Below are 12,541 nucleotides of genomic sequence, written 5' to 3'. Positions count from 1 at the left end.
CGGAGTCCTCGGACCTCGGGGCTTTCGCTGTTCCGGGGGCCAGCAGGGAATCCGGACCGAAGAGAGGTCCCGATGAACACCACACAGAAGCCGGACGCCGAAGGCCCGATCGCGTCGGCCGAGGAGATCGGTGAGCTCCGCAAGGAGATCGACTGGCTCGACGGCGAGATCCTGCGGCTGGTCAAGCGCCGCGTCGAGGTCTCCAAGACGATCGGCGCGACCAGGATGGCCGCGGGGGGCACCAAGATCGTCTACAACCGCGAGATGGACGTGCTGGCGCGCTACCGCGAGCTCGGGCCGGAAGGACGCCAGCTGGCGATGGCCCTGTTGAACCTGGGCCGGGGCAGGCTCGGACGGTAGGCGACAGCAGGCTTCGGGGCTCGTGGTGGTCACCAGGTCGCGTTTCGGGTTGGCGCCATGGGGCCGGACCGCGAAGGGCCCCTTGCCTACCTTGACGGTAGTGAAGGGGGCCTTCACCACTTTGCGATCCCCGCTTTCGCCCCACCCGCACCAGAGTCCGCACGGGGGTCGTGAGTGATAAAGAGCGTTAGAACGACCTTTACCGCTCACGACCCCCAGCCCCCGGCCAACTTCGCCACAACCCTGGCGCTCGACGCGGTGAAGGGCCTTCACGTACTTCAGGGCGACCACGGCGCCGGTACCGAATGGGGTCAGGTCGGTCGTGAGTGGCGTTTCGGGCCAGGGGCCCAGTCACACGGACGTACCGGCTCGGTCGCGCGGGGCAGGCTCGGGCGGTAGGCGACAGCAAAGGTCCCCTGCTCTCCCCGCCGCCGGTTCGCGTTTAGCCCGCTAAACGCGAACGGCCACCCCGCGCCCGCGTCACGATTGCGTGCAGTGAGGCGAAACTCAGGGTGTTCCCCGAGCCATGACGGCTCGGGACCAGGCAAACTGGACACATGATTAACCTCATCGCCGTGATCATCGCGATCGCCGGTGTCCTCGCGGCATTGGGCCATCTCGGTTACCTCGCCATGCTGAACAACGCGGCGGGTAAGCGCGCGGGCGGCACCCCTATCGCCCAGTACGTCAAATCGCGCTGGCCGATCGCAGCGGGTACCACCGCGGCCTCTTTGTTCGCGTGGTTGCTCACTAGTGGGGGAACGCCGCTCGACATCATCGCCATTTTGCTTGCAGCGGGTAGCGGAATCACCGCCACCAAAGCCTTGCAATCGACCCAGCAGAAGTACCGCAGCGGCAACTGAACGGCTTCACCAGCACGGATAGCACTGCGTAACGTCACCGAGGCCCGTTCGGCCGCGCCCGACCGAGTGAAACATCTGCAACTTGCAGAGCGGGTGAAGACTTGCGGGTGTCGAGCTTTTAGTGTGGATCCCGTGAGGACCCTTGCGTCTGGGTCGGGCGATGCCCGAATGGCGCGCGGGGGCATCGGCCCCGCGCGTCCACAGTCGCATGCGCGTGCATTTGCTCACGAGAGTGCCCGGGAGTCTGCAAGCGAGGGATCCCGTGAAACCGCTGCTCCGTTCGGCTTAATCGGTGTCACATCGCCGTCAGGGGTGGCCCATGAGGGGGTCGCTCGGACATGAACGGCAGGGTGGGACACCAGGAACGGGACGGCGCCGCGCACGCGGGTCGTCACCGGGCGGGCGGCACTGAAAGCTGGACACCACCCGTGCCGCCCCGGCGGCAGCGCCCGACCGGGCACGGGCATCACGCGCACAGCGAGTTCGCCCCGCCCTCCACCGGTTCCCTGCCCCTGCCGCCACCGCGGAACAGGAGGGCACCGAGCCCCGGCTATGCCCCAACGAGCGGCCTGCTGCCGCTCCCCCAGCCCGCTCGCGAGGTGCCCGTGGAACGCCCGGCCCGCGTCGAGGTCTCGTTCACCGAACCCGTGCTGTCCCCCGCCGAAGAACGGCGCGTGAAGGCGGCCCAGCGCACGAAGGTGACACTGACCGCGCCCGCTCCCCGCCGTCCCGAACCGGTGGAGATCGACGAAGGTGACGACGACGTCCGCGTCTATGTAGCCCCTCCCCTCGACGGCCTGAGCACCTTCGACCTCGGATCGGTGCCCGCTTCGGTGACCCCGCCGAAGACCTGGCGCAAGGCCGCCTGGTTCGCCGCGGCCGCGTCCGCGCTGGTCGTCGTCGGCCTCCTCTTCGCCGGTTCGTTCCTGGTCGGCAAGCCCGCCCCGGAACAGCAGAGCCAAGGCGGCTGGCCCGGCTACCGCGGCGGCAGCCCGCTGACCAACGAAGGTCTCGCCGGCAACGGCGACCCTGCCACGCCGCCGCAGGGTGGCGCGGCGGGCAACCCGTCCGGTTCCGCGACCGACTCCTCCTCCCAGGACGACCGCAGTTCCGCCAACTCCGGCACCTCCACGGACGACGACGCCACCGGCGACGGCGGGTCGCGGCCCGACGCGGGCGGACCGGCCACGACCGGGCGGCCCGCGCCGTCGTCGAGCGACCGGCCGCAGAAGCCGCCGATCATGCCCGCCGACCGCACCACCACGACCTCCCCCTGGTATGCGTCGCAGCCGGACGCGCAGGCAATGGGCGACAACACCGAGGTCTTCCTCAACTCCGTCACCACGAACCCGAACGAAGCCGCCGCGGTGACCTCCGGCGGCCTGCGCGAAGAAGGTGCGCAGGGCCTCCGTGAGCGCTACGCCGACGTCGCCTACTTCGAGGTGAAGAAGGTCAGCATCGACCAGCGCCGCGGGGTCACGGTCAACACCGTCGAAGTCACTCACAAAGACGGCACGAAGACCATGGAGCAGCGCACGCTGACCTTCGGTGACGACGACAAGATCGTCGACGACGGCATGTAGGTGCCACGCACGTGCAAGTGTCCTGTTCCTCTGCACGTGCGGTGCGGCGAGCGGTTGTCCCTGGTCCGGGTGGGTGACCTAAGCTGCCGTTCGTCGTATCGCGACGGCATTCCGGCGATAGAGCCTGGCCGCGGACCGTCTCGACAGGGTTACCTGGCGACTGCAGGGTCCGCACCGTTCAGAAGACGGCCGCGCGGACCAAAGGCGTCGGCCGAACGGCCTAGCGCCTGCCCCGGACCCAGAGCGAGGAATTTCGTGCTTGATCGACAGCGCATACGGCGTGAGGACGCCGTACGTGTCGAGGACGTCATCCCGGAAGAGATCCTGAACGACACCCGCGTCGACCGCGAGTACCTCGAGCAGGTCTTCCGGGAGCCGCAGAAGTTCGTTCCTTCCCGCTCTCGCGAAGAGCCGTCTCCGCGACCCGAGCCCGAAGAAGAGCCGGAAAGCCGCACGGCCCGGCGGGCCAAGCTGGCCGGCCTGGTCGCCGCCGGGCTGCTGGTCGCGGGCGCCGTCGTCACCGCGGGAGTCCTCGCGGGCACCCAGCGGCAGAACCCGGCACCGGGCGCCGCCGCACCCGAGGTGATGAGCGGAGCCGCCGCGCTCGGCGGGCTCGCCGTCCCGGACGCTTCCGAATCGCAGCGCAAGCAGGAGACACCGACTCCCGCGGGCACCAGCACGACGGCCCAGCCGTCCTCGGGCACCGGCCAGGGTTCGGTCCCTCGGCGAGGTTCGGCGTCCAGCAGCACCAGTTCGCAGCCTGCCGCCAAGCCGGCCGCGGTCAGCACGGCCGAGGGCAAGCTCGACGCGGTCCGGAAGTTCTACCAGACCATCGACGCGGATCCCTACGGCGCGATGTCGCTGCTCACGCCGGTGCTGGCCGAGTCCGAAGCGGGCAGGCTGATCCAGGGGTGGAGCGCGATGGACGCCATCCAGATCCAGGATCTCCGTGAACAGGCCGACGGCACGATCCTCGCCGTGGTGACCATGCGCAATCCGGACGGCGGCCTGTTGCGGGTCACCCAGGTGCTCGAATTCGCCGACGAGACGACGGGCCTGATCACCGACGCCCGGCTGCTGTCCGCGCAGCACATGTGACGAATACCCGGCGTTGAACAGCCCTCTACCCAGGGCGATCAGAGCGTACCGCGTGTGTGTGCGCAGAGTGAGCGCCTAGCCTTGTCACGAGTCGGTCTCGGAAAAGCCGGCACACAGACCACTACATGTGCATACGCTCCAACGCTGTGGCGTGCTGAAGGCCGCACCGCGTGCGCGGACCACTCCGCGACGTGAAGACGGAGCCCAAAGGGAGGTCGCGTGAGCGACGAGGGTCGCCTGGTCGCCGGTCGATATCGCATCGCCGGGCGGATCGGCACGGGCGCGATGGGTGCCGTCTGGCAAGCGCACGACGAGGTACTCGGCCGCACGGTGGCGATCAAGCAGTTGCTGCTGCAACCCGGCCTCGAGGCTCACGACGCCGAAGACGCCCGCCAGCGCACGATGCGCGAGGGCCGGATCGCCGCCAGGCTGCACCATCCGAACGCCATCTCGGTGTTCGACGTGGTCACCGACGACAACGGTCAGCCGTGCCTGATCATGGAATACCTGAACTCCACCAGCCTCGCCCAGGAGCTGCAGGAGCACCGGACGCTGCCACCGATCGAGGTGGCCAGGATCGGCGCGCAGGTCGCGGCGGCGCTGACCGAGGCGCACGCGGTCGGCATCGTGCACCGGGACATCAAGCCCGGCAACATCCTGCTGGCACCCAACGGCACCGTGAAGATCACCGACTTCGGCATCTCGCGGGCCAAGGACGACGTCACGGTCACGAAGACCGGGATGATCGCCGGAACCCCCGCCTACCTGGCGCCCGAGGTGGCCATCGGTGGCGACCCCGGCCCGGAGTCCGATGTCTTCTCGCTCGGCTCGACGCTCTACGCGGCCTGCGAGGGCCAGCCGCCGTTCGGCCTCAGCGAGAACACGCTGAGCCTGCTGCACGCGGTCGCGGCCGGGCAGATCATCCCGCCGCGCCAGTCCGGCCCGCTCGCGAGCGTGCTGGCCGTGCTGCTGCACCCGGAGATCCGGCACCGTCCCACCGCCGAAGAGTGCGAGGAGCTCCTCGCCGCTGTCGCGCGGGGTGAAACGCCGCTGGGCGGTCCCGCGGACGAGACCCTGCTCGCCGCCCCGGTCGCGGGCGCGCTCGCGGGCGCGGGCGTGACCCAGGCGCTCGACAGCGAATCGGCCGGGCACTCGGGCTCGCTCCTCGACGAACAGGCCGCGGCGGGTTCGTACTACGACGAAGACGACTACCACCAGCCTGCCGCGTCGAGATACCCGGAAGACGACTACGACGGGTACGACAACTACGACGAGACGGCTCTGCTGTCCGAACGCGGTCACCCCGGCGGCCCGACGCCCACGCGCGCCGTCCCGATCCCCGCGGGTGACTACGTCGACGATCCCTACGACGACGACTACGACAGCCCGCCTCCGCCTCCGCCGCCGCCTCCCACCCGGGCGAAGACCAGCCCGGTGGACGAGGACGACGACGAGAAGCCGGGCGCGTGGAAGAAGCCCGCGATCATCGGCGGTGTCGTGGTCGTGGCGCTGGCCGCGCTGGGCTTCTGGCTGCTGAGCCCGAACAACCCGGAGACGCCCGCGCAGGTGGGGAACTCCTCGACGAAGCCGACCCCGTCGGCGACGTCCTCGGCTCCCGAGACGACGGAATCGCCGTCGGAGACGCAGTCGGCCGAGCCGCCCAAGGAGACGGCGAGCTCGTCGAAGAAGACTTCGACCAAGGCGACCCAGCCGCAGGAGCCAGACCCTCCGTCCCAGACGAAGACTCCTTCGAGGACTCCGACAAAGACGCCGACTCCGACGACACCGACCACGCCGACTACGCCGACGACCCCGACCAGCCAAACGGGCGACCCCGGCGGAGCATGATCCGAGGCAGCAATTGAGTTCTGAAGGTTCCATCGTCGGCGGCCGATACCGCCTGGACCAGCCCATCGGGCGTGGCCGGGCGGGCATCGTGTGGCTGGCGTTCGACACACGCCTGCTTCGCACGGTCGCGATGAAGCGCATGTACCTGCCCGTCGGCCTTCCGACGGACCGGGCGGAACAGGCCAAAGCCGTCGTCGTCCAAGAGGGCAAGGACGCGGCCAAGTTCGAGCACGCCACCGCGATCAAGGTGTACGACGTGCTGCCCGACGGTCCGGACGTGTGGCTGGTGATGGAGTACATCCCGTCGCGCGGGATGTCGACCTTCCTGGCCGAGCACGGCAGGCTGACCGCGGAGCAGGCCGCCGCGTTGGGCATCATGCTCGGCCGCGCGCTGGCCGCGATGCACGAGGCCGGGGTGGTGCACCGGACCGTCGAGCCGGGCACGATCCTGCTGGCCGACGACGGCGGCGTGAAGCTCACCGACATCGGCATCACCGGTGGCGGCGCGAGTCCCGCGTACCGGGCGCCCGAGGTGGCGCGCGGCGAACCGGCGACTTCGGCGTCCGACGTGTTCTCGCTGGGTGCGACGCTGTACACGGCCGTCGAGGGTGTGCCGCCGTTCGGCGAGGACGGCGAGTCTTCGGAACGGCCGCCGCAGACCGCCGGTCCGCTGGCCGGTGCGCTGCGCAAGATGTTGCGGGCCGAGCCGGACGTGCGGCCGACGATGGCCGACACCGTCCGCTCGCTGGGCGCGATCACCGAGGGGCGGCAGACGGCGTTCATCCCGCCGACGGCGCCCGCCATGCCGACGATGCCCGCCTCGATGCCGTTCCCGATGCACCAGGCACCTCAACAGCAGGCACCTCAGCAGCAGCCGCCGCCGGTTCCGCAGTTCCCCCAGCACCAGCCGCAGCAGTATCAGCCGCCGCAACAGCCGCAGCAGTACGTGCCACCGGCACCGCCGCCGCAGCAGTACGCTCCCGCGGCGGCGCCGGCCGCGGCGAAATCGCCCGACACCCGCAAGTGGCTGATCACGGCGGGTGCCGTCGTGGCGGCGATCCTCCTCGGTGTGCTGTTCGCGGAACTGTTCCTGATTTAAGCTAGAGCCGCTCGAGAACCAGCGTCACCAGTTCGACGGGACGGCTGAGGAACGGGCTGTGGCTCGCCCGCCAGGTCACCTGCGTTTCGCACCGGGCGGCGAAGTGGGCGACCATTTCCGGTGCCAGCGCCCGGTCTTCGGAACAGGTGATGTAGGTGTTCGGAGTGTTCTTCCAGGCCGCCCCGATCGGCGATTCGGTGAAGATCGAGACGGGCTCCGGGCGCAGCAGGGCCGTGGCCCGCTCGGCGACGGCGTCCGAGCAGTCGGCGTACAGCGCCTCACGGACGGCGTCGAGATCGAGGTGGGTCATCCCCGCGTCGTCGAAGGTCAGGGGCAGTGACTCCGGTTCGCGGCCGGTTTCCTCTTTGACCCGCTCGATCCAGTACTGAGCGGTCTCACCCGGTTCGCTGACGATCGCGGCCAGGAGGATCAGGTGGGCGATCCCCTGGAGCCCGCTGGCGATCACTCCACCGTAGGAGTGCCCGAGCACCACCGGCGGTTCGGCCGCCTTGTCGACGATTTCCTGGACGATCCGGGTGGATTCGGCGACCGGGCGCGCGCCGATGTCGGGGACGGTGACCTCGGCGCCTTCCTGTCGCAGACGCTCGGCGACGTCGTCGAAATGGGCGGGCTGGTGCCAAGAGCCGTGCAGGATGATCAGGGGACGCACGGGGGTCCTTTCGCCGGCGGAGTTCGTGACTTCCTTGCCAGGCTGTCGACCGCCGGCCCGGCTGTTCAAGCTCAGCCGGTTTTCGTGCCCATCTGATCCCGGTTGTCTATCCGGTCAGGCGGCTTTCGCCGCTTCGCGGATCGCGCTGAGGAACCTTTGCACCGCGGGATGTTCCCTGGCGTGCGCGGCGACGGCCGCGTGGATGGAGCGCACCGGATCGGGGCGGCGGACCTTGCGGATGGCGACACCGGGATGCGGGGCGCCGAGACCGAGTTCCGGGATCAGCGCGACCCCGAGCCCGGCGGCCACGAACCCTTGTGCCGTCTGGTAATCCTCGGATTCGACGACATGGTTCGGAGCGAATCCCGCCGCGCCACAGGCATCGAGCAGGATGTCGCGGCAAGCGCCGGGAAGACCGTCGACACCGACCCACGGATCCTCCGCGAGCTCGCCGAGGTCGAGGACGCGCTTGCGGGCGAGCCGGTGGTTCTTCGGCAGGATCGCGCGGTACGGGTCGTCGAGGAGGTGGATGTACTCGACGCCCTTGACGCGGGGAGTGCTGGTGGGGAGCACGATCATCGCGACGTCGGCCTTGCCGGACTCGATGTCGGGCATCGAATCGTCGGGCTCGACCAGTTTGAGGTCGAGGCGGACACCCGGGAAGTCCCGGCGCAGCGCGGCGACGGCCAAGGGCACCAGGGAGGCGCCGGCCGTGGCGAAGTAGCGGATCGCGAGCCTGCCGGTGCGGCCTTCCTTGAGTTCGGTGAGCGCGGCCTCGGCCTTCGCGAGCTGGGTGCTCAGCGTTTCCGCGTGCTCGGACAGCAGCGAACCGGCGGGCGTCGGGCGCACGCCGCGCCCGACGCGTTCGAGCAGTTCGACGCCGGCTTCCCTTTCCAGGGTGGACAATTGCTGGCTGATCGCGGAAGGTGTGTAGCCAAGGTTCCTGGCGGCGGCGGTGATCGAACCGCTGCTGATCACGGCTCGGAGGACCTGCATGCGGCGGACGTCCAGCATGGTCCGATCTTACAGTTCTTCTTAAGGCTCCCTGCAGTTATTTTCGCTTGTCCTTACGCGTCGGCGCGGTGAAGCTGAGCCAGGCACTTAAGGAGGACCGGGTGGGCGAGACGAAGACCCTGCTGCGGATCGGCGCGCTGGCGCTCATGTGGGGATCGAGTTTCTTCTGGATCAAACTGGGGCTGGGCGCGTTCTCGCCGGTGCAGCTGGTGCTGGCGCGGGTGGCGCTCGGCGCGGCGGTGCTGATCGGGCTCTGCTACCTCGGGCGCGACAGGCTGCCGTCGGGGCGGCGGATCTGGGGACATCTGACCGTCGCGGCGTTCTTCCACAACGCGCTGCCGTTCCTGCTGTTCGCGTGGGGTGAGCTGACCGTCGACTCCGGGATCACCGGGGTGCTGAACTCGACGACGCCGCTCTGGGTGCTGCTGGCCGCGCCGATGCTGGGCACGCGCACGAAGATGACCGCGCTCCGCGTCGCCGGACTGGTCGTCGGGCTCGCCGGGATCCTGCTGATCTTCGCGCCGTGGGAGGCCTCCGGGCTGCTCAGCTGGGGCGCGCTGGCCTGCCTCGCGGCGGCCGCGAGCTACGGATTCGCGTTCGTCTACGAGGGCAAGTACCTGACCGGCACCGGAGACTCGCCGCTGTCGCTGGCCGGCGGGCAGATGCTGGTCGCGACCGGGTTCCTGCTGCTGGCGATGCCGATGGGCGGTTTCTCGCCGGTGCACCTGAGCACCGGCGCGATCGTCGCGGTGGTGATCCTGGGGATCGGGTCGACCGGGATCGCGTTCGCGCTGAACTACCAGCTCCTCGCGAGTGAGGGCGCCGTCGCGGCGTCGATCGTCGGGTACCTGCTGCCGGTGGTTTCGGTGCTGCTGGGGGCGGTGTTCCTGGCCGAGCCGCTGAACTTCCGGGTGATCGCCGGGATGGTCGTCGTGCTGGGCGGCGTCGCGCTGACCCGGCTCCGCCCGAAGGAGCGGGGGACCTTTGCTGCCGCCCCGGTGGTGGAGCGGCCGATGGCGATCGCCGGGGAGACGGCGCCATGACGACGACCACGACCTTGTGGCGCCCGACCGGTCCGGTCGAGCTCGACCTCGTCCGCGAGTCGGGCTGGCGGGAGTGGCCGCCGCGCCTGCCGGAGCAGCCGATCTTCTACCCGGTGCTGAACGAGGACTACGCCATCAAGATCGCCCGCGACTGGAACGTGCGGTACGACGGCGCGGGCTTCGTGACACGGTTCGAGGTCGAGACGGACTTCGTCCAGCGGTACCCCGTCCAGCAGGCCGGCGGGAAGACCATCCTGGAGCTCTGGGTCCCGGCCGAGGAACTGGCCGAGTTCAACACGCACATCGTGGGGAAGATCGAAGTGACCCACGAATTCAGGCGGCCCGTCTGACCTGCGTTTAGCGGGCTAATCGCGATGCGGTGAGGCCTGGGGCTCGGCGGATCGCGTTTAGCCCGCTAAACGCGACGCGTCGTCAGAGGACCGAGACGACGAGCAGGGCGGCCATGACCAGCTCGACCCAGAAGTAGAGCCAGCTCGGGTAGAACCGCTCGGGCCGCTCCGCGAACCGGGCGACCAGCCGCCCGAAGGCCATCCCGGCGAGCGCGACGGCCACCGCGATCGCGGCGCCCCGCTGGATCCCGCCGACGTCGAACGCCGCGAAACCGAGCAGCACGGCGATCGCCACCCCGAAGCCGCCGTAGACCGCCCGCACCTCGGTCCGCGCGGTCGCGGAGTCCAGTTTGATGCCGAACGGCCGGATCAACCGCCCTGGCGCGGCGAGCCCGAGCAGCCCCATCCCCAGGAAGAACACGGCCACCAGGCCGATGAGAACAGGCGCCATCTAGACGAGGCGCCGGTCGGAAGCCCAGCGCGAAAGCTCGTACCGGTTCGAAAGCTGCGTCTTCCGCAGAACGCTCGAAACGTGCGTCTCGACGGTCTTCACCGAGATGAACAGCTCGGACGCGATCTCCTTGTAGGCGTACCCGCGCGCGAGCAGCCGCAGCACGTCGCGTTCCCGCGGCGTCAGCAGGTCCAGGTCCGGGTCGCTGATCGGCGCGGAACCCGGCCTGTCGGCGAAGGCGTCGAGCACGAACCCGGCCAGCCGCGGCGAGAACACCGCGTCACCGTCGGACACCCGCACGACCGCGCGCACGAGTTCCTTCGACGAGATCGTCTTCGTGACGTAACCCCGGGCCCCGGCCCGGATCACGGCGATCACGTCCTCCGCGGCGTCGGAAACCGACAGCGCGAGGAACACGACGTCCGGCAGTTCCGGGCGGATCCGGCGCAGCACCTCGGCGCCGCCGCCGTCCGGCATGTGCACGTCGAGCAGCACGACCTGCGGCTTGGTCCGGGCGATCCCCGCGACCGCCTCGGCCACCGAGCCCGCCTCACCGACCACACGCACGTCGTCGGTGATCGAGTCCAGCTCGGTGCGCACGCCCGCCCGGAAAAGCGCGTGGTCGTCGACGAGGAAGACCTTGACCGGTTCTCGCGTCTGCTGGTTCTCCGTCACGATGCTCCCTCACTCGCCCTGTCCCGTGAGCATAGCGACCTCACGCCGCGCCCTTCCCCGCCTTGACCGGCATCTCCAGCTGGACCTCGGTTCCTTCACCCGGTGCGGTACGCAGTTTGAGCTTCCCGCCGTGCCGCTCCATCCGGGCGCGGATCGAATCCGCGAGACCGTGGCGGTCGCTCGGCACGACGTCTGGGTCGAACCCCTTGCCCCTGTCGCGCACGAAAACCGTCACCGCTGTCGGCTCGACCTCGGCGTACACGCTGACTTCGTCGACACCCGCGTGCTTGGCGGCGTTGACGATCGCTTCGCGGGCCGCCTGGACCAGCGCGGTCAGCGGCTCGTTCAGCGTGGCCTCCCCCACGACCACCTGCTGCACCGAAATCGCGAACGCGTCCTCGACCTCGCCGCACGCGGCCGCGAGCACCTCGGACAGCTGCCCGCTGACAGCTTCCTCTTCGGTCTTCTGGCTCTTGCCGTATCCCGTCGGCCCGTACAGCCAGCCACGCAGTTCGCGTTCCTGACCGCGCGCGAGCCTGGCGACCTCACGCGGCGATTCCGCCTGCTTCTGGATCAGCGCGAGGGTCTGCAGGACCGAGTCGTGCAGGTGCGCGGCGATCTCGGCGCGTTCGTCGGTGCGGACGCGGGCGGTGCGCTCGTCGGAGAGATCACGGACCAGGCGCAACCAGAACGGGACGGTCAGCACGGCCACCCCGAACAGCGTCGCGATCACCGCGACCAGCGCGAACTTGACCTGGTCGATGCTGCCGCTCTGCAGGACGACGACGCCGATCCCGGTCATCACCAGCGCGACACCCGCGACGACGCGGATCGCGGCCGACCAGCCCCCGCCGCCGAGGAACGCCCCGGCGACACTGCCCTTCCCGCTGAGACGCCAGCGCCTGCGCTGCGACTCGTCGGCCTCACGCCAGACGACCGCCGCACCGATCATGGCCAGTGCCAGCGGGATGGCGACCCAGCCGCTGATCAGGCCGGTCAGCGTGCCGCTGGCGACGGCGAGGCCGACACCCAGCGCCATCAGGCCGAAAGCCTGCTGCTTCTCCTTCGGCGCGGTTTTCTCCGGCTCGACGTCACCGCTCTGCTGCTGGACGAAGACCCAAAGCAGGCCGTACGCGAGCAAGCCGGTGCCGTTCAGCGCGGCCAGCAGCGCGAACGCCGTCCGGACCCAGAGCACCTTGACGCCGAGGTGGTCGGCGAGGCCGCCGGCGACACCCGCGATGGCGCGGCCGGAGCGGCGGCGATACATCTTGGGCGGCTCGAACGGGGCCGGGGACAGGCTGCCGGGCACGGGCACCGGAGGGCGCTCGATGATCATCGGCTTCACCTGCACGGTGAGCTCGTCGGGGGCGGATTCCTGCACGTTCTCCATGGTCACACGGAGCACGGAACCGATCCATCGGGGAAACCCCTGACTCTTCCCGCTGGGGGAAACCTCAGGGGACTTCCCGGATGTGGCGAGGGTCGGG

The 12,541-nt window shown here is 69.7% G+C and carries 13 protein-coding genes; 8 read left to right on the top strand and 5 right to left on the bottom strand.

Annotation, left to right across the window (positions count from 1 at the left end; translation table 11 throughout):
* Positions 1-72 precede the first annotated feature (72 nt).
* The 6 genes from BKN51_RS38565 to BKN51_RS38540 all read left to right on the top strand — a co-directional run bounded on the left by BKN51_RS38565 (position 73) and on the right by BKN51_RS38540 (position 6,851).
* Positions 73-360, top strand: a complete 288-nt coding sequence (locus tag BKN51_RS38565) for a chorismate mutase (protein WP_101612246.1) — start codon at positions 73-75, stop codon at positions 358-360.
* A 557-nt stretch (positions 361-917) separates the two neighbouring features.
* Positions 918-1,223, top strand: coding sequence for a hypothetical protein (locus tag BKN51_RS38560; RefSeq protein WP_101612245.1), 306 nt, complete (start codon positions 918-920; stop codon positions 1,221-1,223).
* Positions 1,224-1,561: 338 nt separating this feature from the next.
* Positions 1,562-2,806: a hypothetical protein gene (locus BKN51_RS38555; protein ID WP_233223089.1), complete on the top strand. Its 1,245-nt coding sequence runs from the start codon at positions 1,562-1,564 to the stop codon at positions 2,804-2,806.
* A 255-nt stretch (positions 2,807-3,061) separates the two neighbouring features.
* Complete coding sequence (locus BKN51_RS38550; protein WP_101612243.1) at positions 3,062-3,904, top strand: hypothetical protein; 843 nt, start codon at positions 3,062-3,064, stop codon at positions 3,902-3,904.
* 219 nt (positions 3,905-4,123) lie between these two features.
* Positions 4,124-5,752, top strand: coding sequence for a serine/threonine-protein kinase (locus BKN51_RS38545; protein WP_101612242.1), 1,629 nt, complete (start codon positions 4,124-4,126; stop codon positions 5,750-5,752).
* A 13-nt stretch (positions 5,753-5,765) separates the two neighbouring features.
* Entirely contained in the window at positions 5,766-6,851 is a 1,086-nt protein-coding gene (locus tag BKN51_RS38540; protein WP_101612241.1) for a serine/threonine-protein kinase, read from the top strand.
* Between the two features lies 1 nt (position 6,852).
* Here BKN51_RS38540 and BKN51_RS38535 read toward each other — a convergent pair whose 3' ends face one another.
* Positions 6,853-7,521 carry an alpha/beta hydrolase gene (locus BKN51_RS38535; protein ID WP_101612240.1) on the bottom strand — a complete coding sequence of 223 codons (669 nt, stop codon included), beginning with the start codon at positions 7,519-7,521 and terminating at the stop codon, positions 6,853-6,855.
* A 114-nt stretch (positions 7,522-7,635) separates the two neighbouring features.
* Positions 7,636-8,535: a LysR family transcriptional regulator gene (locus BKN51_RS38530; RefSeq protein ID WP_101612239.1), complete on the bottom strand. Its 900-nt coding sequence runs from the start codon at positions 8,533-8,535 to the stop codon at positions 7,636-7,638.
* Between the two features lie 101 nt (positions 8,536-8,636).
* Between BKN51_RS38530 and BKN51_RS38525 the strand changes: the two genes are divergently transcribed.
* Both BKN51_RS38525 and BKN51_RS38520 read left to right on the top strand, forming a co-directional pair.
* Entirely contained in the window at positions 8,637-9,578 is a 942-nt protein-coding gene (locus BKN51_RS38525) for a DMT family transporter (protein ID WP_101612238.1), read from the top strand.
* Entirely contained in the window at positions 9,575-9,928 is a 354-nt protein-coding gene (locus tag BKN51_RS38520) for a hypothetical protein (protein WP_101612237.1), read from the top strand. Before BKN51_RS38525 ends, BKN51_RS38520 begins: the two co-directional genes overlap by 4 nt.
* An 82-nt stretch (positions 9,929-10,010) precedes the next feature.
* Here the strand turns inward: BKN51_RS38520 and BKN51_RS38515 are convergent, their stop codons facing one another.
* The 3 genes from BKN51_RS38515 to BKN51_RS38505 are packed head-to-tail and all read right to left on the bottom strand — an operon-like array spanning position 10,011 to position 12,450.
* On the bottom strand, positions 10,011-10,379 hold the full coding sequence (locus tag BKN51_RS38515; protein WP_101612236.1) for a DUF4345 domain-containing protein: 369 nt from the start codon (positions 10,377-10,379) through the stop codon (positions 10,011-10,013).
* On the bottom strand, positions 10,380-11,054 hold the full coding sequence (locus tag BKN51_RS38510; protein WP_076163075.1) for a response regulator: 675 nt from the start codon (positions 11,052-11,054) through the stop codon (positions 10,380-10,382). It abuts the gene before it with no gap.
* Between the two features lie 40 nt (positions 11,055-11,094).
* Positions 11,095-12,450 carry an ATP-binding protein gene (locus BKN51_RS38505; protein WP_101613717.1) on the bottom strand — a complete coding sequence of 452 codons (1,356 nt, stop codon included), beginning with the start codon at positions 12,448-12,450 and terminating at the stop codon, positions 11,095-11,097.
* Positions 12,451-12,541 lie beyond the last annotated feature (91 nt).

It is taken from the genome of Amycolatopsis sp. BJA-103 (assembly GCF_002849735.1).
GTDB lineage: Bacteria > Actinomycetota > Actinomycetes > Mycobacteriales > Pseudonocardiaceae > Amycolatopsis.
This window is presented reverse-complemented; position numbering and strand designations above follow the sequence as displayed.